This window comes from Nonlabens sp. (genome assembly GCF_039941875.1).
Lineage (GTDB): Bacteria > Bacteroidota > Bacteroidia > Flavobacteriales > Flavobacteriaceae > Nonlabens.
On record NZ_JBDVDQ010000001.1, the window covers coordinates 22,271 to 41,639 of the forward strand.

21 protein-coding genes are annotated in these 19,369 nt (G+C 35.1%); 4 read left to right on the top strand and 17 right to left on the bottom strand.

Going from position 1 to position 19,369, the window contains the following annotated elements; all coding sequences use genetic code 11:
- Positions 1-90: 90 nt before the first annotated feature.
- From ABJF08_RS00075 to ABJF08_RS00095, 5 genes are all read right to left on the bottom strand, one after another.
- Positions 91-957, bottom strand: coding sequence for a nucleoside phosphorylase (locus ABJF08_RS00075; protein ID WP_348114012.1), 867 nt, complete (start codon positions 955-957; stop codon positions 91-93).
- A gap of 1 nt (position 958) precedes the next feature.
- Positions 959-1,357, bottom strand: coding sequence for a Rid family detoxifying hydrolase (locus ABJF08_RS00080; RefSeq protein WP_104515945.1), 399 nt, complete (start codon positions 1,355-1,357; stop codon positions 959-961).
- 138 nt (positions 1,358-1,495) lie between these two features.
- Positions 1,496-2,632: a peptidylprolyl isomerase gene (locus ABJF08_RS00085; RefSeq protein ID WP_348114013.1), complete on the bottom strand. Its 1,137-nt coding sequence runs from the start codon at positions 2,630-2,632 to the stop codon at positions 1,496-1,498.
- A 72-nt stretch (positions 2,633-2,704) separates the two neighbouring features.
- Complete coding sequence (gldI, locus tag ABJF08_RS00090) at positions 2,705-3,271, bottom strand: gliding motility-associated peptidyl-prolyl isomerase GldI (RefSeq protein WP_348114014.1); 567 nt, start codon at positions 3,269-3,271, stop codon at positions 2,705-2,707.
- Entirely contained in the window at positions 3,240-4,265 is a 1,026-nt protein-coding gene (locus ABJF08_RS00095; protein WP_348114015.1) for a bifunctional oligoribonuclease/PAP phosphatase NrnA, read from the bottom strand. The genes gldI and ABJF08_RS00095 overlap by 32 nt, the downstream gene beginning before the upstream one ends.
- 139 nt (positions 4,266-4,404) lie before the next feature.
- Here ABJF08_RS00095 and ABJF08_RS00100 point away from each other — a divergent pair, with 139 nt between their 5' ends.
- A complete protein-coding gene (locus ABJF08_RS00100; protein WP_348114016.1) occupies positions 4,405-4,824 on the top strand; it encodes a nucleoside-diphosphate kinase in 420 nt (139 codons plus the stop codon).
- 112 nt (positions 4,825-4,936) lie between these two features.
- Here the strand turns inward: ABJF08_RS00100 and ABJF08_RS00105 are convergent, their stop codons facing one another.
- From ABJF08_RS00105 to ABJF08_RS00120, 4 genes are all read right to left on the bottom strand, one after another.
- Complete coding sequence (locus ABJF08_RS00105) at positions 4,937-5,518, bottom strand: Maf family nucleotide pyrophosphatase (RefSeq protein ID WP_348114017.1); 582 nt, start codon at positions 5,516-5,518, stop codon at positions 4,937-4,939.
- Positions 5,519-5,523: 5 nt separating this feature from the next.
- Positions 5,524-6,444, bottom strand: coding sequence for a geranylgeranylglycerol-phosphate geranylgeranyltransferase (locus ABJF08_RS00110; RefSeq protein ID WP_348114018.1), 921 nt, complete (start codon positions 6,442-6,444; stop codon positions 5,524-5,526).
- A 116-nt stretch (positions 6,445-6,560) separates the two neighbouring features.
- Complete coding sequence (locus ABJF08_RS00115; protein WP_348114019.1) at positions 6,561-7,094, bottom strand: HAD hydrolase family protein; 534 nt, start codon at positions 7,092-7,094, stop codon at positions 6,561-6,563.
- The gene (locus ABJF08_RS00120; protein WP_348114020.1) at positions 7,084-7,842 is read right to left on the bottom strand and encodes a DUF2520 domain-containing protein; all 759 of its coding nucleotides are present in this window, start codon (positions 7,840-7,842) and stop codon (positions 7,084-7,086) included. Before ABJF08_RS00120 ends, ABJF08_RS00115 begins: the two co-directional genes overlap by 11 nt.
- An 87-nt stretch (positions 7,843-7,929) precedes the next feature.
- On the opposite strand from ABJF08_RS00120, the gene ccsA reads away from it, so the two are divergent.
- Positions 7,930-11,259, top strand: coding sequence for a cytochrome c biogenesis protein CcsA (ccsA, locus tag ABJF08_RS00125; RefSeq protein ID WP_348114021.1), 3,330 nt, complete (start codon positions 7,930-7,932; stop codon positions 11,257-11,259).
- Between the two features lie 38 nt (positions 11,260-11,297).
- On the opposite strand, the gene ABJF08_RS00130 is transcribed toward ccsA, so the two are convergent.
- From ABJF08_RS00130 to ABJF08_RS00165, 8 genes are all read right to left on the bottom strand, one after another.
- Positions 11,298-12,017, bottom strand: a complete 720-nt coding sequence (locus tag ABJF08_RS00130; protein WP_348114022.1) for a hypothetical protein — start codon at positions 12,015-12,017, stop codon at positions 11,298-11,300.
- Between the two features lie 27 nt (positions 12,018-12,044).
- The gene (locus tag ABJF08_RS00135) at positions 12,045-12,545 is read right to left on the bottom strand and encodes a DUF1456 family protein (RefSeq protein ID WP_348114023.1); all 501 of its coding nucleotides are present in this window, start codon (positions 12,543-12,545) and stop codon (positions 12,045-12,047) included.
- A 121-nt stretch (positions 12,546-12,666) separates the two neighbouring features.
- The gene (locus ABJF08_RS00140) at positions 12,667-13,170 is read right to left on the bottom strand and encodes a DUF6787 family protein (protein WP_348114024.1); all 504 of its coding nucleotides are present in this window, start codon (positions 13,168-13,170) and stop codon (positions 12,667-12,669) included.
- A 14-nt stretch (positions 13,171-13,184) separates the two neighbouring features.
- The gene (locus tag ABJF08_RS00145; protein ID WP_348114025.1) at positions 13,185-13,598 is read right to left on the bottom strand and encodes a DUF6146 family protein; all 414 of its coding nucleotides are present in this window, start codon (positions 13,596-13,598) and stop codon (positions 13,185-13,187) included.
- Positions 13,599-13,750: 152 nt separating this feature from the next.
- Positions 13,751-14,407 (bottom strand): DUF937 domain-containing protein, encoded by a 657-nt coding sequence (locus ABJF08_RS00150; RefSeq protein WP_348114026.1) that lies wholly within the window; start codon positions 14,405-14,407, stop codon positions 13,751-13,753.
- Between the two features lie 395 nt (positions 14,408-14,802).
- Positions 14,803-15,756 carry an NAD(P)-dependent oxidoreductase gene (locus ABJF08_RS00155; RefSeq protein WP_348114027.1) on the bottom strand — a complete coding sequence of 318 codons (954 nt, stop codon included), beginning with the start codon at positions 15,754-15,756 and terminating at the stop codon, positions 14,803-14,805.
- Between the two features lie 73 nt (positions 15,757-15,829).
- Positions 15,830-16,891, bottom strand: a complete 1,062-nt coding sequence (gene serC, locus ABJF08_RS00160; RefSeq protein WP_348114028.1) for a 3-phosphoserine/phosphohydroxythreonine transaminase — start codon at positions 16,889-16,891, stop codon at positions 15,830-15,832.
- A 75-nt stretch (positions 16,892-16,966) separates the two neighbouring features.
- A complete protein-coding gene (locus ABJF08_RS00165) occupies positions 16,967-18,085 on the bottom strand; it encodes an acyl-CoA reductase (protein ID WP_348114029.1) in 1,119 nt (372 codons plus the stop codon).
- A 35-nt stretch (positions 18,086-18,120) separates the two neighbouring features.
- On the opposite strand from ABJF08_RS00165, the gene ABJF08_RS00170 reads away from it, so the two are divergent.
- Entirely contained in the window at positions 18,121-18,471 is a 351-nt protein-coding gene (locus tag ABJF08_RS00170) for a 4Fe-4S dicluster domain-containing protein (RefSeq protein ID WP_348114030.1), read from the top strand.
- Positions 18,472-18,596: 125 nt separating this feature from the next.
- Entirely contained in the window at positions 18,597-19,313 is a 717-nt protein-coding gene (locus ABJF08_RS00175; RefSeq protein WP_348114031.1) for a DUF6503 family protein, read from the top strand.
- The last annotated feature ends 56 nt before the right edge of the window (positions 19,314-19,369 follow it).

Consider the following 19,369-nt stretch of genomic DNA (forward strand, 5'->3'; position numbering starts at 1 on the left):
AAAAACACCATTCCATTAACTTTTATATAGTTAACAGAATGGTCTTTTTTACGACTAGACATCTAGTTACAGTCACTAATACAACAGCTATTACGCGACGATACTATCTAAGGTGAATTTAATTAGTTTTTCTACTAACTCTTTAGGTTTTGTAGAAAACTCACCAGTGGCTCTATTTGCTAGTATCGCGTTTAATGACACAGCTCTATGGCCTAATAATTTTGACATGGCATAGATACCAGCGGTTTCCATTTCTAGATTAGTTATTTTATGTCCTTCAAAATTGAAATCTGCTATGTGTTGATTTAAATCTTGTTCTGCAGGTTGTAATCTTATTTTACGACTTTGTGGACCATAAAAACCTACGTTAGTAATGGTATTTCCATTAATCATCTCTACAGTTTGAAATTTCTTTGCAAGGTCTGCATCGCAGTTTACTATGTAAGGAGTAGAGTGTAATTTTGATCGTGGAATTTGTTGGGTAACCGCTTTCGCAAAAGCGAGATCGCCACCATCACTTTCATACCAGTGCATTAAACTATCAAAACCTATCCCACGTTGTGATAATAAAAAGCTGTCTATAGGAATGTCACTTTGTACGGCACCACTGGTACCAATACGTATAATGTCTAGAGATTTAAGTTCTTCTTTTATTTCTCTAGTTTTAAAATCTACATTTACTAACGCATCTAACTCGTTAAAGACGATGTCTATATTATCAGTTCCTATACCGGTAGAAACCACGCTGATGCGTCTGTTTTTATAAACACCAGTATGCGTGTGAAACTCACGTTTTCCTATTTTTAACTCTATAACGTCAAAGTATTTTGATACTTCAGCAACACGTTCTGGATCACCTACTGTGATTACAGTGTCTGCTAGTTGATGTGGTTTCAGATTTAAATGATAGATACTACCATCTGGGTTTATGATAAGTTCTGAATCTGCTATTGGCATATTAAAAATCGTGTTTTGCGATGAGTGAAATTTCTACATTCACATATTTAGGCAAGTTGGCTACTTCTACAGTTTCTCGAGCAGGAGCCGTTTCTTCTTTAAAGTAACTTCCATAAACTTCATTAACCGTAGCAAAGTTGCCCATGTCGCTTAAAAAAATACTTGTTTTAAGTACGTTTTCAAAAGTCATGTCTACCTGTTTAAGCAGGCTCTCTAGATGTTTCATTACTAGATGAGTTTCTTCTTTAAGATCATCTATTTTAAGTTCTCCAGTGGCAGGGTCTATCGCAATCTGACCGCTTGTGTATAATGTCTTTTCAAAATCATTACTGTAATATACAGCCTGATTATAGGGACCTATAGGCTTAGGAGCAAGGTCTGTGTAGATAATTTTTTTCATGATACTAATTTAATACTTATTAAAGATCTTCTCGAAACTGTCTAAGAAGTTTTTATTTAAGAATATGTTAAATGAAAAAGCGCGTTGTGTAAAACAACGCGCTTTCTATAGAATATAGAATTTAAGATTCTATATGATTTATTTAGTGATCTTCATTTCAAAAACAAGATCTGTGTTAGGAGGTATAACACCACCAGCACCACGCTCACCATAAGCAAGGTCAGACGGAATGAAAGCAACGATCTCGTCACCATAATTCATAGATAACATAGCATCTTTAAATCCTTGAACCATACCTACAGAAGAACTGTATTGAACTGGCATAGGAGCATAAGCATTCATTTGTGCTTTTCTCTCGTTTACGTTGTCAAATTTTTGAGCTATTTCTAGAACAGAAGAGTCAAACAAAGTACCGTCCATAAAGAAACCGCTATAATCCATCATTACAGAAACACCTTCAGCTGGTTTTTCACCGCTTCCTGCATTTTTTACATAGACCATTACATCACTATTAGGTAATTTAGTCGCTTTAAGTTTAAGAGCAGCAAGATCAGTTGCTTTTGCAGCTTTATTAGCTGGTGCAGCGGCTTTTCTTTCAGCAGCTATTTTTGCAGCTTCTGCTTTTTTAGCTTCTGCAGCGCTTAATGCATCTTCAAATGTTTTTACAGCATCCCATTTTCTAGCATCTTTACCTTTACGTATGATGGAGATTTTTTGCATGATCATGTCTTCTACAGGCTTCTGTCCATTTACTGGAGTAGTCGCGATAGAATCAACTACCTCAAGACCTTTTACCACTTTACCGAACACGTTATAACGCATATCTAGTCCAGGGTTTTCTTTGTGCATGATAAAGAACTGGCTTCCGTTAGTATCTGGTCCAGCATTTGCCATAGAAAGGATACCTTTAGAATCGTGCTTTAAAGAATCGCTTACCTCTTGATCAAATTTATAACCTACATCACCACTTCCAGTACCAGAAATATCTCCACCTTGTATCATGAAGTCTTTAATTACTCTGTGAAAAATAAGACCGTCATAAAATGGTTTTCCTTTAAGAGAATCGTTCACTAATGGGTGTTTACCTTCAGCTAGAGCAACAAAGTTAGCACTGGAGATAGGAGCGTCCTTGTAATACAATTCTGCAAACATGGTTCCTTTATTCGTTTGAATTTCGGCATAGATACCATCCTCAACGTCTGGATATTTGTCTTCACAAGAAGATGCCATAAATATTAGGGCAAGTATTGCAAGTAGTCCGTGGATTTTTTTCATTTTACTAATTTATTATTTGTTTAAAATTATTTTGGATTTTGCTTTCGCGAAAGCGGAACACGTATCCCACTCTTAGTTTTCTACATTTATACCTAATAACCTTACACGACTTTTAAAAGGTGTGTTAGGTCCTATTAGATTTTGATCTCCATAATAGCCATAAGCTGCGTAAGATGGGAAATATACGATCATCTCCTCATCGGTTTGCATTAATTTTAACGCTTCTCTCATGCCTCTAAAAACGCCATATTCTTGTTCTAGGCTCTTTGTAATGGGAGATAGGTCTTCCTTATTATAGATTACTTCTCCATTTAAAGAGGTAACATCGTATTCAAAAGTAACACGATCGCCAAATTTAGGTTGAATACCGCTTACAGAATCTTTTTTAGTAAACATATAATAAAACCCAGTAGAACCACGCTGAAATTCTTGATCTAGATCCTTAATAATGGTTTCTATCGCTTCCTCTTCGGCAGCGTATAGTTTTTTATTAATTTCAATAGATTCTTGTATGGTAGAACTAGTCGTGTTAGTAATAGGTTTTCTAGCCTCTACCTTTTTACTACAACTGTAAAAGGAAACTAGAAGGACACCTACTAAAACCGTTTTATATAACAACTTCATGGAGCTCTTTTTCATAAGAGGGCAAGATACTAATTAATTTTTTCACTGTATCTTCCATGGAAAGATCAGATTTACCACCGGCTGCATTTTTATGGCCGCCACCTTCCCAGTTATCTCGCGCTAGTTGATTTACATCAAAATCACCCTTAGATCTCAAAGATGTTTTTATGATAGACTCGCTTTTTTTCTCGATTAATATTTGTGCAAACACGATACCGTCTAGGCTTAACGCATAGTTTACAAAACCTTCTGTATCACCTTTCTTAAAATTATTATCGTCCAGTTCTTTTTGAGTAAGTGTAATAAATGCGGTGCGGTATTTTTCTAATATTACCATGTTATTGAGTGCAACACCTAACAACTTCATTCTAGAAGGTGTATTAACATCATAAATTTTACGATTTATACCTTCACTATTAGCACCTTTATCTACCAGATTTGCAGCAACACGTAGAGTGGTAGAAGTGGTAGATCGGTATTTGAAACTACCAGTATCTGTTAATATACCGGTGTACATGGCAGTAGCCATGGCAGGTGTTATCTTTTCAGTATCGCCTAGCATTTCTAGAAAGTGATAAATCATCTCGCAAGTAGAACTCATTGCGGTATCACTATACATATAAGTAGCAAAATCATCTGGTTGCTGGTGATGGTCTATCATCACAAAGGTAGATTTTACCTCGCTAAGAATGGTTTCCATATCTCCTGCACGGTGAAAAGCGTTGTGATCTAAGTTAAAAATAAGATCGGCCTCTCTTATAAGTACATCTGCTTTTTTACCTTCTTGTTCATAATTAACAAATAATTCACTGTATTCCATCCATTTTAAAAAGGTAGGAAAATCGTTAGGACTTATCATGGTAACTTTGTGACCTAGCTGGATTAAATAACCGTAAAGCGCAGTAACTGAACCTACAGCGTCACCATCTGGGTTTTTATGTGGTACAATAACAATATTTCTAGGAGAGGAAAGCTCTTTTTTCAGGCCTTCTATTTGGTCTTTATTCATAGGGTAACAAAAGTAAAGTTTTCTCAGGCTTTAACAAGCATAATGATCATTAAGCTAGAGGACTGTTTTATTTTTTATTTAGGAGGTATAATTTTATGTCAAAGTATTACTTTTGCAGCGCATTTTAAAAAATATAAAAATGGCTACTAATAGAACATTTACAATGATTAAGCCTGATGGCGTTCAAGACGGTCACACAGGTGCTATACTTGATAAGATTACAGCAAGCGGTTTTAGAATCGTTGCTTTGAAAAAAACTCAAATGACTGTTGCAGATGCACAGGCATTTTATGAAGTACACAGTGAGCGTCCATTTTATGGTGAATTAGTAGAATTCATGAGCCGCGGTCCTATAGTAGCTGCAGTTCTTGAAAAAGAAAATGCTGTTGCAGATTTCCGTACATTAATAGGTGCTACAAATCCTGCTGATGCTGCTGAAGGTACTATCAGAAAAATGTTTGCAAAAAGTATGGGTGAAAACGCTGTTCACGGTAGTGATAGTGATGAGAACGCTGCTATAGAGAGTGCATTCCACTTCTCTGGTCGTGAAATGTTCTAAGAAACAGATTCTTTATAGTAGTTTACTACTTTAAATTATATAGAAAAGCCACTTCATAAGAAGTGGCTTTTTTTATTGGTTATTTTTTATCGCTTTCGCGAAAGCGAAACAATTAAAACTCTTTTAAAAATTTATACACCTTAGGTAGTGGCAATCCCATAACGTTATAATAACAACCTTCTAAACGTGTAACGGCTGCATACCCTAACCAGTCTTGAACTCCATAAGCGCCAGCTTTATCAAAGGGTTTATAATTAGCAACGTAGTAGTCTATTTCTTCTTCACTAAGTGTTGCAAAATGAACCTTAGTAACATCATAAATAACATGCTGACGTTGTGATGTGGTAAAGCAGACAGATGTGTAAACTTCATGAAAATTCCCACTCATAGAGGCTAACATCTCTTTAGCATGTGTAGCACTTTTAGGCTTTTCTAATGGTGCATCATTAAACCATACTATGGTGTCACTAGTTATTAATAATTCGTTTTCCTTTAAATCATTTTTAAAGGCGCTAGCTTTTAGAATAGATAGATAATCTGTGATTTCATGACCTTTTAAACGATCACTGTAAACCTCTTCTACAGGCCTGGTTTCTATTTTAAAATCTATGTCTAGACCTTTTAAAAGTTCCTGTCTACGTGGTGATTGAGACGCGAGGATGATCTCTATATCTTTAAATTTATTTGCTAGCATAGCTGTTAATTAAAATAATAATTGATTCTAAAAATACCTATTGATAGAACACCTAGAAGTAAAACGACCTTGAGTATAGTAGAAAGTATGTGGAATTCTTTTTGAGACGCTGCTGTCCATAATTTTATCATGACATACATTAATGGTCCCATAATTAAGAATATAAAATAATAAGTAGCGATTTCATTTAAGTAAATGTATTCATAAACGTACCAGCCTAATAGTACTAGAATAGCTATAATAAAAATAGAGGTAAACCTCGCTGCACGTGTTCTACCTAGAGCGATGGCTAGGGTGTATCTGCCGCCAGCTTTGTCTCCATTTACATCTTCACAATCCTTAACCCATTCTCTAACTAGATTGATTAAAAATGCCATTAAAGCAAATTCTAATAAACGTGCCATGATAAATCTAAAAGCAACTTGTGTCTCTGGAGTGATGACAGGAAACATTTCAAAAACTCCTGTGATTAATAGAACTAATGCAACTAATATAGAGATCACTACGTTGCCGACTAGTAACATAGATTTAAGTGAGCTCGCATAGAGATGGAGTACAAAAGCGATTCCTATAAATATACTAGATAGTACAGGTTTACCTAAACTGTTAGATAATACAAAACCACAAATAACCGCAGCAATGGTAAGAGCAAAGTACAAATTATAGGCGCTCTTTTCTGAGATGCTTTTTGTTACTAGTAACTTTTCTGGTTTATTGACTCTGTCTATTTCTACGTCATGAATATCATTAATCACATTGCCACTAGCGGTAAGTAGAGCAGTAGCACATATTAATAAAAGCAATTGCCACCAGTTTAATGCAGGTACAACATTAGATGGTATGAGCATGCCGTATATTATGACTAATTGTGTTATGACAGTCATCAATACGTTGGGCCAGCGTATAATTTTAAGGAAAATAGTCATTTTTAAAAGAAGGAAAATTATAAAGCTATTAAAGTAAAACGAAGCGATTGCGATTTACGGCATAATCACGATGTCAACTTGTATATTTGAATTTGATCTTTTAAAGTCCAGTTTAATTAAGTAGACTTAACGCTTTTGCCATCTTGTACGTTCCATTTGCCTTGTACTTTCATGACTTGTTCTATAATGTCGCGTACACAACTATCGCCACCATTTTTATGAGATATGTACTGACTTACTGCTTTTACTTCAGGAATTGCGTCTTGTGGACAGCATCCTACACCAGCAAATTCTAGTGCTGGAACGTCCGGCATGTCATCACCCATGTAGACTATGTTCTCTGGTTTTAAATTATGTTTTGTAACATATTCATGTAGTTGCACCATCTTATCACTAGCATTTAGAAAAACGTCTGTAATACCCAGACCTACTAGTCTCGATTTAACACCTTCATTTCTACCGCCTGTAATAATACATACGTTGTAACCATTATTAAGAGCAGTTTTCATCGCATAACCATCTCTTGCGTTCATGGTACGTAAAAGTTCTCCAGATTCAGAAATAAGCATGCGACCATCTGTAAGAACGCCGTCTACGTCTAGAATAAAAGTGGTGATATCGTGTAATAATTCTTTATAGCTAGTTGCCATGTGTTTTTTGTATGGAGTTAGTAATAGATCGGTACATATCTCGATCTTCATTTTCAAGCATTTCTAGGTGCTTTTCTATAGTTTTTATGTCGTTTCTCATCGCCGGTCCGGTTTGTGCCTTTTGAGGAGATAAATCAATAGCTTTTGCTAGTGTCTCTTGCATTAATGCATTGAGCAATTGAGTGTCCATGTCTGCATCTTGCATTATTTCGTCAGCCTTGGTATAACAGTGATTTACAAAGTTGTTCATGTAAACAGCCGCTAGATGGAGCTTTTTACGTTGATTAGAATTGATTTGTTCTCGCTTTCGCGAAAGCGTAACAGCCACCTGCTCTAACACATCATTTACAGCCTCACTGTTAGATTCTAAACATAAAGTAATGTCGCCAAAGTTAGGTTTTCTGATCTTACTAAAGCTTTGTGGTAGATAAAAAACGCCGTGATGTTCATGTTTTTCTAATGCTGTAATAGAAACACTACCGCTGGTATGTACGATAATAGCTTGTGAGGTAGGTAATTGATTTGCCGTTGCTTCTATAGAGTCATCAGGTACTGCGAGTATAATAAGATCGCAAGCGGGCAAATTTTCTATTTGAGAAAACAGAGGAGCGTTGATATCTGATAGTTTTTTTTGCCCTCTGTTATAATATCCTGTAAGAGAAATTTTATCTGTTAAAGCAGCTTTTTCAAAGGCATGACATAAGTGCATTCCTACATTACCGGTTCCTATAATAATAATCTTAATCATAATGTAAAAATACGTACTTCAAAGCGACTCACAATACATGGTGTTGCGGCTTTTGTGAAGTATCTTTGCAGCCTGTAAAAAAGTCCTATGAAAGATAGATTAATTGCCTTACTTTTTGGTACTCGTACAATGACATTTTTGCTGCTCGCATTTGCAGCAAGTATGGCGGCGGGAACGTTTATAGAAAACTCTTATGATACACCTACGTCTAAGCTTTGGGTGTACAATGAATGGTGGTTTTCATTAATCATGTTCTGGTTGATGATCAACTTTATAGGTAATATAAAACGTTATGATTTATTACAGTGGAAAAAGTGGGCGACGCTTACTTTACACTTATCGTGGGTTCTTATAATTATCGGAGCAGGAATAACACGTTACATTTCTTTTGAGGGAATGATGTTGATACGTGAAGGACAAACTTCCAACAGTTTTCTAAGTGATGAGACCTATTTCAGTGCGATAATCCAAGGCGAAGATGATAAAGGTAATCCTATGCAACGTAGTGTGAAAGAAGGATTATTAGTCTCACAATATGATTACAAGACTTCTAGAGATTTTGATTTTTACGATAAGAATATAAAAGTAACCATAGACAGCATGATTTATGATGCTGTAGAGGGTTTGAAACCTGGAGATGAGAATAGCGATCGTTATTTAAAGATCGTAGAAGCAGGTGAAGGAACTCGACATGATCATTTAATTAAGGATGGAGAAGAGGCCAGTATTCACAACGTACTCTTTGGTGTGAATATAGATCCTGAGGTGGCTGCTCAAAAAGGACTTATTAATATCACAGAAAACTGGAACGGTTATACGATACAGACGCCTTATGGTGGAGATTACTTGCGTATGGCAGACCAACTGGAAGGAGAGGTTTTCGGAGATTCTATACAAGAATTAAAATTAAGATCTCTTTATAGCCTCGCAGGAATGCAATTTGTAATTCCTGAGCCTGTAACACAAGGTGAGGTAGGAATAATTAAAAGCCCTGAACCTACTAAGGCAAAGGCGCATGGTATTCTCGCTACAGTAACTAGTGGTGAAGAATCACAAAAAATAGAATTACTAGGTGGAAAAGGAATTATATCTGATTATGTAGATATAGATATTAATGGTCTTAAGTTATATCTTAAATATGGCTCTATTGAAAGAGAAATCCCTTTTGGTATTCAATTAAATGATTTTATTGCTAGTAAACAACCAGGTACAGAAAAATCATATTCTGCATTTGCTAGTGAAGTTACTGTTATAGATTCTATGGGAAAAACACCAGAGCGCATTTATATGAATCACGTATTAGATAAAGAAGGTTATCGATTTTTTCAAGCAGGTTTTGATCCAGATGAGTTAGGTACTCATTTATCTGTTAATCATGATTTCTGGGGTAAAACGATTACTTATATAGGTTACTTTTTACTTTATTTAGGTCTTATGGCATTGCTTTTTGATCCTAATACTAGATTTGGAGAGTTGAGAAGATTAATTAACCGTGTTAAAAAACGTAAGGCAAAACAACTGGCAATGATTGCTATGTTATTTTCTATCAGCATAGCTGGTGCGCAAGTACAGGAAGAAGATCATACCGGACATAATCATGCTGCAGGAGAGCATTCTACAGCTATAGATAGTAGAGAAGGTGTAAGTACAAATCAGGACGATGCTGTTGTTGATACCACGGAACCTGAAATAGATCTGGCAGAAACTAAATTACCGCCTATACCTTTGAAACTAGCAGATAGTATTATCGTTGCTAATATGGTACCACTTGCACAAGCAGAACGTTTCGGTAGAATAGTCGTGCAGGATAATGGTCGTATGAAGCCTATGTCTACCTTATCTAGTGAGATATTACGTAAGATTTCAAAGAGAGATTTTTATGAAGCTAAAGTAGGGGACAGCGTTGTGAGGTTAACACCAGAGCAAACGATGATAAGTATGATACAATTTAGAGATCTATGGTTTGACGTACCGTTGATTAAATTGAATTATAAAAATGATTCTTTAAAGACCATTATAGGCGTGGATAAAAGTACCGGTTATGCTCGTGGTATGGACTTTATAAGAAGAGAAGATAATACTATAGGAAGTTATAAAATAAGCCCTTATCTAGACGAAGCAAATGCAGCAGACGTAAAGTCGAGCATACATCAAGGTTTTATAGATATTAATTATGCTGTAGGGTTACTAGACCAAGTCTTAACAGGTTCTATTTTTAAAATATTTCCTAAATATCAGGCAGAAAATAATAAGTGGTATGCTTCTGTAGATGCAGAAGAAGCAGGTTTTAATGATGAGCAGAAACGTTTTGTAAGAGATTTTCTTGGTGCATATAGTACTCTATTAATAAGAGGAAATGCAGATGGAAATTATGTTAATGCAAATGCAGCTCTCAACAGTTTAATGGAGTTTCAAAAAGTTTATGGTGCAGACATAATTCCAACCGAGGATAAGATCGAAGCAGAGATCCTTTACAACAAATTCAATGTTTTTAAGAGTTTGTATAAATGGTATGCATGGTTCGGTGTGATGATGTTGATACTTCTAATAGTAGAGATCATTAAACCGATGAGAGAGATAAGATGGACCATTCAGTTTCATAAATGGGTCATTTTTGGATTATTCTTAGTACATACAGCTGCGTTAATCACAAGATGGTACTTAAGTGGTCATGCTCCATGGTCAGATGCTTATGAATCGTTAATTTATGTGGCTTGGGCAACGATGTCCTTTGGACTCATGTTCGGTAGAAAAAGTCATATGACTATAGCTAGTACGGCATTTGTAGTGGCTATAATTCTATGGGTAGCACAGTTAAACTGGTTAGACCCATCCATAGGTAATTTACAGCCTGTTCTAGATTCTTATTGGTTAATGATTCATGTATCTATAATCGTGGGTAGTTATGGACCATTTGCACTAGGAATGATTTTAGGTCTAGTAACTATGATTCTTATGATATTCTCTACAGAGAAGAATAAGAAGATTATGGATCTTAATATCAAGGAACTTACATACATTAATGAAGTGGCTCTTACCGTAGGACTCATAATGCTTACCATAGGTAACTTCTTAGGTGGTATGTGGGCAAATGAATCTTGGGGACGTTACTGGGGCTGGGACCCTAAAGAAACTTGGGCATTGATAACTATATTTATCTATGCATTTGTATTACACTTAAGACTTGTTCCAGGTTTAAAGAGTAGATGGACTTTTAGTTTATGGTCTGTTCTAGCATTTGCTAGTGTATTGATGACTTATTTTGGTGTAAACTTTTACTTATCAGGATTACACAGTTATGCGAGTGGAGATCAAATTATTTCTTACAAATTTGCATTGATATCGCTATCAGTAATTTTAGTTCTAGCGGCTATTGCTAGGTATAGAGAAAATAAAATTTACGGTAAGAAGAAGTAGTGTAATAACTACTCTATAAATCAAAGCTCTATGCAGAATTACTTTTCTGTATAGAGCTTTAATTTTTTAATAGAATCTCTACCCATGCTATAGTTAGCAATCGCTTTTACTATCATACCACAACCTACTATAATCGCACCGTAAAATATTAATGAGATGTTAGTAGCTAGAGTAGTAGATATACCGATGAAAGCTAATAGCAAACCTAATAAGATCATTATATTTCTCTTTGACTTCATTTTTTTAAGAATCGAGTCTAATACTTCTATAACTTTAACTTTATAAGAATGAGGAATTTGTAGATTACGATCATGAATTCCTGCAAACAGACCTAGAAACTCTTCTTTAGAAAACTGATCTGTATTATGATGGTCTTCTTTGTTTTTTAAGAATATATCAATTATGGATGTAAATTGATTAAGTAAATCTTCATCATTTAAATGAAGTTGTTTTCTTGAGGTTTCTAAACTGTGCTTTTTCTGTTGTTCAAAAGTAGATTCTTCTCTCAGTCTAGCTTGCTCGTCTGCATAGAGTTCGTCTAGGAGAGAGCTTTTCTCATCAACAGATTTGTGTTTAGCAGCATGGTCATATTCTTTTATTTCGTTCCATTGATTTTCATCTAGGGATCGTTTTTCTAGAGTACTCTGTGCAGCATTCCACGCAACCTGAGTATACTTTTCTTTATCTCTGGTAAGAATGTTAATCAATTCTCGATCAGAGAAATCGGCATATAGTTTAAGAAGCTGTTCTTTGGTCATAGAAATGATTTAGAAACAATGATAAACTTATTTCTTAGGCGGTAAACTTCTCAACATTTCTTTATGGCGTTGGTTTTTACGCTGTATCTGGAAACCTTTTAAGAATTTACGTAAATACTGGTCGTTTAAATATTTGAACTTAGGGTGTGTTCTTTTTCTAAAGAAGGCACTCAATTCTGTTTCACTTATCACTACGTCTGCCTTTTTCCAGATGTAAAGTAATTCTTTAGATGTGAAGTTAAAGGCAATTTTAAGTTTACGTAGGATAATAGTGTTGTCTAATTCTGTCTCAGCAACAGGAATTTTGCCATCTTTTTTACCTCTGTGATTAACGATAAGTCCATTAAGAAATACAGCTAGATTTTCATCTACGACTACATCAAAGTCCTCGTCTTCTTCCTTTTTAAGCCAGTTGCTTATTTCTGCTCTAGAAACAGGTTCACCACCTTTGGCATATATATCTATCATAGCGTCATCACTCAAGTTTAGAGTAAATCTCAATCTTCTTAATATATCGTTGTTATCCATTTCTTTTATTTCTAGACTAGTTTAAGGCTACAAAGGTACGATTATGATTGCCTTTAAGAATATTTTATTGGGTTTGTTCCACTTTTGCGTAAGCAGAAATCAAATAATAATACTTTTACTTTTATAATTTAATACCAAATCTAGATAACATCTTCTTTTCAAATTTCCAAAAGAATGCAAACTGTCCAAATAACCATCCCATCGCTACTAATAAAACTTGATAGATAGGGAAGAGTATAAGTACACGCAACGGCCAGAATAGCCATCCAGACATAGAATCTCTGCTCAAACCTATATACTCCATAAATGGTCCTGAAATGCGAGCAGATAAGGAACCTGTAATGGCAAATACTATGAATAGCGCTATTAATTCCCATCTGTAAGTCACTTCCCATCTGGTTCTTAATTTTGAAAACAACCACATCGTTATTTTATAAAATATATAAGCTAGAATTAAAGTAACCAATAGTGTAAAGCCATACTCATAGGTAATGTCTTCAAATGTGGTAGGTAGTATGCGTACTGCAATAAAATAGCCACATGCTAGTAAACCTATTATTCCTAAAAGGATGAATATGAATTGCCAGTTTTGGGTAATTTCCCAATTCTTTTTTAGTTTTTGCATATTGCAAAAATAAGTTACTTCAACTTCTGATTATATTTTTGTTCAAAGAAAAGGAAGTAGTTATAGAGTAAATAATTTACCTCATAGCCATAATCAGTCCTGCGATTATAATCTATGGCAAATGGGTAAAGATGATTTCCATATTTTATAGGGTTTCTAGATCTAATATTATAAGTTGTAACCTTAAATCCATTACTTATTTCCATGGTAGACTGTGAGTAGTACCCTCTAGGTGGTTGTGTGCCTAACCAAGAATTAAATCCAGGTTCTATAATTATAATCTCATATTCTAGACTATCGTTTACTATATGTATGGTATCATTTTTAACCTGATTATTAGAAACTGTTTTTTTATCCATTCCTGTGTCCATAGAGCTGCATCCTACGATAGCTACTATCATAAAAATGCTGTATATAAATGTTTTCATAGGATAAAAGTAGGGTTCATATTCACTTTTTAATAGTTAGAATGAGTTAACACGGTAACTGGATGAGTGAAAATTGTGTGTAAAATTAAATGTACAAAAAAAGCGATCACTAAAGGAGTGATCGCTTTTATATTAATAAGGTATTGTGATTCTTATTTGAATAAACCGCCTAAAATACCACCTATACCACCACTTTGTTTTTTATCACCACCTAGAACCATTCCAGCAACGTCATCGATAATGCTACCATCACCGTCTGCATCTAGAATTTTTTCAATAAAGCTTTGATCTCCTGCAGCAGCACCAGACTGACCACCTAGAACAGAACCTATAAGATCACCTATTCCATTAGATCCAGAAGGAGTTGCTTGAGATTGATTTTGTTTTGCAAGTACACCCATAACTACAGGAGCAGCCATTTTAATAATCTGACTTACAGATCCCATGTCCATACCACTAGTTTGTGATAAAGCACTTTCCACTTGAGTTTGTTTAGAACCTAAAACGTGATTTAATATTCCAGCACCGTCAGATTCTAATTGCTCAGGACTACCTGCACCGTCACCAAAAATACCACCTAACATATCCATAACACCACCCCCACTATGACGTGGGTCGTTTAATGCATTGTTAAGAGATTCTGCACCTTCAGGAGTAGCAGCATTACGTTGCATAGCTCCTAAAATAAGAGGCATAGCCTGAGATAATAGACCAGAAGTTTGGTCTGCTGAATTTCCTGTTTTTTGAGAAAGTCCTTGAATTAACGTTTTTCCGGTATCAGATTGTAGTAAGTCTAGTATTGATGACATAAGTTATTGTATATTTTAATTATAGCACAATTTACATAATTTTATTGGTACTATTAAAATGGGTTAGATTTTAGTTTCGCTTTCGCGAAAGCGCAATTATTACCGACCAATAACCTTAATTAATCGGTATAATGCGTACTTATAGTTCTTACCATTTGTGGATTTCTAAGGACAGCACGATCAAAATCACGCAAAGACATGTTGATTTTCTTACTTTATTAATCTTCTTAGTTTATTTTTAATATGCTTATCTGAACATTATTAGGGCATGATAGTCATATAAGAGTCAGATATAATAGACTCTACTGAGTATTTTAAGATTTAACTTTTTGATCAATAAAAAACCGCAATCGATTAGATTGCGGTTTCAAAAAGTATGATTTATCTAAGATTTGTTATCCCAGTATTTCAATAATCTGATCAGCCAGCTCCGTTCCTATGCGGTCTTGTGCCTCGTTAGTCGCAGCACCTATGTGCGGACTAAGAGATAATTTAGAATTCATAAGAAGTACAACCTCTGGCTGTGGTTCTTTTTCAAAAACATCTAGTGCGGCAAAAGAAATATGTTCTGACTCTAATGCATTTACTAGAGCAACTTCGTCTAGAACACCACCACGAGCTGCGTTTACTATAGCGGCTCCTTTTTTCATTTGTGCTAATTCTTCTGTTCCTATCACATAATCCTTTTGAGCAGGAACGTGAATAGTAACAAAGTCTGCAGTTTTAAGAAGTTCATCTTTTTCTACAAGAGGAATTTCTACCTGTACTGTCTGTCCATCAAAAAGATCCCAAGATATGGTAGGAGCCTTGTCTGCAAAGCTATCATGAGCAACTACTTTCATACCTACACCAGCTGCTATTTTAGCAACCTCTTGTCCTATGCGACCTATACCTATAATACCTAGAGTTTTACCTCGTAGTTCAGATCCTTTTGCATACGTCTTTTTAAGACCTTTGAAATTGGTTTCTCCTTCTAGTGGCATGTTACGGTTTGCATCATAAAGAAAACGAACACCACCATATAAGTGACCAAAAACCAACTCGGCCACACTGGCGCTACTTGCCGCAGGCGTGTTAATCACCTTAAGTCCTTTTTCACGAGCATAAGCAACATCTATGTTATCCATACCGACACCACCACGTCCTATAATCTTAAGACTTGGGCAGTTATCAATTAACTCTTTACGTGCCGTTGTTGCAGATCTTACTAAAAGTACTGCTATTTCATTTTTGTTAATATATGCTTCTAATTGTCCTTGTGCGACATTAGTAGTAATTACCTCGTGACCAGCTGCGGTTAATTTATCAATTCCGCTTTGTGAGACACCGTCGTTTGCTAGTATTTTCATTTTTTTAAATTTTATTTCTGTTTCATTATTTGAATATTATTAATGAAACCATTGAAATTAAAGTTGCAATTAATTAAGCGTTCTTTTCTAAATTTTTCATCACTTCTACTAGAGTTTGTACACTCTCTAGAGTTAATGCGTTATACATACTTGCACGATATCCACCTACAGATCTGTGACCATTTAATCCATTGATTCCAGCTTCTTTCCACATGGCATCAAATGCTGCAGTATGTGCACTATCATTTAAAACAAAAGTGGCATTCATTGCAGACCTGTCTTCCTTCTCTGTGACAAAACCATTGAACAATGGATTGCGATCTATTTCATTATAGATTAATGCCGCCTTCTGATTGTTTAATTTTTCTATAGCATCTATACCACCGTTTTCTTTTAACCATTCTAGTGTAAGCATGCTTACATAGATAGGAAATACAGGAGGTGTATTGAACATAGAATCTTTTGAGATATGAGTTCTATAGTCCAGCATAGAAGGGATTTGTCTAGAGACTTTACCTAAAATATCTTCTTTTACAACGATTAAAGTAGTTCCTGCTGGACCCATATTTTTTTGAGCACCTGCATAAATCAAATCGTATTTTTCAAAATCACGTTGTCTTGAAAAAATATCACTACTCATATCACAAATTAATGGTACAGACACGTCTGGAGTGTATTGCATTTGTGTACCAAAAATAGTGTTGTTGGTCTGAAAGTGAAAGTAATCCACATCTTCTGAGATTACATAGCCTTTAGGAATATGGTTATAATTATCTGCTTTTGAAGAAGCTACTTCTACAACCTCACCAAACATTTTTGCTTCTTTAATAGCCTTATCTGCCCAAGTACCTGTGTTTAAGTAAGCTGCTTTTTTCTCTAAAAGGTTATAAGCAACCATTAAAAACTGCATGCTTGCTCCACCACCTAAGAATAATGCTTTATAACCTTTGCCAGTTAAACCTAAGTGTTCCAGCGCTAGGGATTGAGCTTTTTCCATGACCGCAACAAAATCTTTACTACGGTGGGAAATTTCTAGGATACTTAAATCGTTGAAATTAAGAACAGCTGCCGCTGCTTTTTTAAAAACTTCTTGTGGCAGTATGCATGGTCCTGCGCTAAAATTGTGCTTAAGCATTGTGTGTCATCTTTTGAATGAATTACAAAAATGCAAAATAGAACGCCAAATTATGTTATATAATCGATAAGGTTTTTAAGATAATGTCAACAAAAATTGAATCGTATCCACACCGTCTGCATAGTCTTGTAATCCAGGTGTTTGTGTAGTGCCGAATTCTACTATTTGCGGCGTGGTCATTTCTCCTAATACACTGCTTACAGTGCTAGCTGCTTGTCCAGATGCTACAACACATTGCAACTTATCTGCATTTTCTTGAAATTCTGTCGCTAGGCTATCTAAATTATCATAATAACTATAGCCTAAACTAGCAATAGGAGAGGAGTAGCTGTCATTTTCTTCTTTGATTAATAAAAACTCGTTATCTAATAAATCAAACTCACTCATTAAATAAACGGCTTTGTTATAGTCGTAGTTATTTAAGTATTTTTCATTTTTAATAAGTTCTTTTCTAACGAACATGCCATTAAAAAACAGATCAAAATTATATCCTTTTGGTACTTTTAAATGGCTGACACTTCTACAACCCAAACCAAAGTAAAGAAACACATCTTTACTCAACGCCTCCATTTGTTCTAGTGTTTCATTTCCTGTTAAAACGGCAACACTATTTCTGTTTTTACGTATAATATTGGGCTTTTTACCAAAATAATGCTCAAAGTATCGAGCCGTATTGTTACTTCCAGTAGCGATTACCGCATCATAATTCTCTAATTTACCATTTGCATAGGAATATGATTCCGTTAATTCAGAGCAGAAAGAAGTAGCGATTTCTAGTAGTAAAGGAGTGAGTACGTCATCATTACTAGAGTTTTTAATCATCGCATGATGGCCTGAAATAATGACACATAAAACATCGTGAAAACCTACTAGAGGTAAGTTACCAGCCGTAATAAGTGCTATATTTTTAGCATTTACATTATCTAGTTGATACGCTTTTGTCCAGTTAGTTAGGTTCTCCACAGTTAAAGCATCTGCCCATTGTTGTACAGAAAAATGTAAGGTGTCTTCTGTAAACCAAGAGTTCTTACGTTCTGCTAGTTCCAGTCTTTGTTTTATGATGTCTTGCCAGCTCGCACCTGAGTCTGTGAGAGACTCTAGTGTACCTTTTAGGTAAGAAGATAGTTGAGATCCCGCTTTCGCGAAAGCGGAAATACGATCATTTAACGTGGTATTTATTGACAATGTGTTCACAAGGCACTATTTTTGCACAAAAGTAAAGAAAAGCTATGGCAATCATCATAACAGACGAATGTATTAATTGTGGAGCGTGTGAACCTGAGTGTCCTAACACGGCAATTTATGAAGCAGCAGATGACTGGCGCTATGCTGACGGTACAGATTTAGATGGAAATGTTGTTTTACCCAACGGTAAAGAAGTGGATTCTAATGAGACGCAAGAACCAGTTAGTGACGAGTTTTATTATATAGTCCCAGATAAATGTACGGAGTGTGTTGGTTTTCATGAAGAGCCTCAATGTGCTGCGGTATGTCCTGTAGACTGTTGTGTGCCAGATGATGACGTGGTAGAGACTAAAGAAGAATTGCTAGGTAAGCAGGCGTTTATGCATAAAGACTAATTTCTATTTAAAACTATAAATACAATTTTTAAAACTCTCAAGAGCCATCGCTTTTGGGAGTTTTTTGTTTTTAGGGATGTATAGAGCAATTGGTTATTAGCTATATTAGCTTAAAATTTATAGCTATGAAATATCTTTTCTTACTTTTATTTATAGGTGCTTTTTTTAATGGTTTTGCACAAGAAATGACAGGACATCAACTACTGGATAGAGCAATCAAAGTTCATGACCCTAATGGCAATTGGAATAGTTTTAAAGGAAATTTACAGGTTACTATGTCTACTCCAGATAAACCTGCTCGTGTGAGTGATATTATAATAGACTTGCCTGCACAAAAATTTAGTGTAGCTGCTTCTCGTGATAGTGTAATGACTGTCTACACGGTAGATAAAGAAAATGCCTCGGTAAATAAAAAGGATTTAAGATCTCCTAAAACTGTCATGGTAAGTACAGAAGAAGATGTGCAACGCGCTACTTTTATGAAGAATTACTATACGTATCTCTACGGTTTACCGATGAAATTAAAGGATGAAGGTTCTATAGTTGCAAATGATATCGAGAAAAAAGTCTTTAAGGGGAAAGAATATTTGGTTTTAAAAGTTACTTATCTACCTGGTACAGGTGGTGATGTGTGGTATTTTTACTTTGACCCAACCAGTTATAAAATGGAAGTGTATCAATTTTTTAGAACAGATAAAAATGGATTCGTACTTCCAGAATCTGGAGAGTATATATTGTTGTCTGATAGTTATTTAATTAATGGAATACACATGCCTAAAGTGCGTAAATGGTATTATAATAAAGATGATAAATTTTTAGGTGCAGACGTGATTACAAAATAGTAGTATTTTCTTTTCAAATTATAAGCAACCTTTTGAAGATTTCTACATCTATGTAA

Excerpts from the sequence above, each read along its gene's own strand:
- ABJF08_RS00095 (WP_348114015.1), bottom strand. The coding sequence starts at position 4,265 with ATGAATAAAGACCAAATAGAAGGCCTGAAAAAAGAGCTTTCCTCTCCT.
- ABJF08_RS00105 (WP_348114017.1), bottom strand. The coding sequence starts at position 5,518 with ATGCTAGCAAATAAATTTAAAGATATAGAGATCATCCTCGCGTCTCAA.
- ABJF08_RS00170 (WP_348114030.1), top strand. The coding sequence starts at position 18,121 with ATGGCAATCATCATAACAGACGAATGTATTAATTGTGGAGCGTGTGAA.
- ABJF08_RS00140 (WP_348114024.1), bottom strand. The coding sequence starts at position 13,170 with ATGCAAAAACTAAAAAAGAATTGGGAAATTACCCAAAACTGGCAATTC.
- ABJF08_RS00075 (WP_348114012.1), bottom strand. The coding sequence starts at position 957 with ATGCCAATAGCAGATTCAGAACTTATCATAAACCCAGATGGTAGTATC.
- ABJF08_RS00080 (WP_104515945.1), bottom strand. The coding sequence starts at position 1,357 with ATGAAAAAAATTATCTACACAGACCTTGCTCCTAAGCCTATAGGTCCC.
- ABJF08_RS00085 (WP_348114013.1), bottom strand. The coding sequence starts at position 2,632 with ATGAAAAAAATCCACGGACTACTTGCAATACTTGCCCTAATATTTATG.
- ABJF08_RS00130 (WP_348114022.1), bottom strand. The coding sequence starts at position 12,017 with ATGACCAAAGAACAGCTTCTTAAACTATATGCCGATTTCTCTGATCGA.
- serC (WP_348114028.1), bottom strand. The coding sequence starts at position 16,891 with ATGCTTAAGCACAATTTTAGCGCAGGACCATGCATACTGCCACAAGAA.
- ABJF08_RS00175 (WP_348114031.1), top strand. The coding sequence starts at position 18,597 with ATGAAATATCTTTTCTTACTTTTATTTATAGGTGCTTTTTTTAATGGT.
- ABJF08_RS00145 (WP_348114025.1), bottom strand. The coding sequence starts at position 13,598 with ATGAAAACATTTATATACAGCATTTTTATGATAGTAGCTATCGTAGGA.
- ABJF08_RS00150 (WP_348114026.1), bottom strand. The coding sequence starts at position 14,407 with ATGTCATCAATACTAGACTTACTACAATCTGATACCGGAAAAACGTTA.
- ABJF08_RS00135 (WP_348114023.1), bottom strand. The coding sequence starts at position 12,545 with ATGGATAACAACGATATATTAAGAAGATTGAGATTTACTCTAAACTTG.
- ABJF08_RS00155 (WP_348114027.1), bottom strand. The coding sequence starts at position 15,756 with ATGAAAATACTAGCAAACGACGGTGTCTCACAAAGCGGAATTGATAAA.
- ABJF08_RS00115 (WP_348114019.1), bottom strand. The coding sequence starts at position 7,094 with ATGGCAACTAGCTATAAAGAATTATTACACGATATCACCACTTTTATT.
- ABJF08_RS00120 (WP_348114020.1), bottom strand. The coding sequence starts at position 7,842 with ATGATTAAGATTATTATTATAGGAACCGGTAATGTAGGAATGCACTTA.
- ABJF08_RS00100 (WP_348114016.1), top strand. The coding sequence starts at position 4,405 with ATGGCTACTAATAGAACATTTACAATGATTAAGCCTGATGGCGTTCAA.
- ccsA (WP_348114021.1), top strand. The coding sequence starts at position 7,930 with ATGAAAGATAGATTAATTGCCTTACTTTTTGGTACTCGTACAATGACA.
- gldI (WP_348114014.1), bottom strand. The coding sequence starts at position 3,271 with ATGAAAAAGAGCTCCATGAAGTTGTTATATAAAACGGTTTTAGTAGGT.
- ABJF08_RS00110 (WP_348114018.1), bottom strand. The coding sequence starts at position 6,444 with ATGACTATTTTCCTTAAAATTATACGCTGGCCCAACGTATTGATGACT.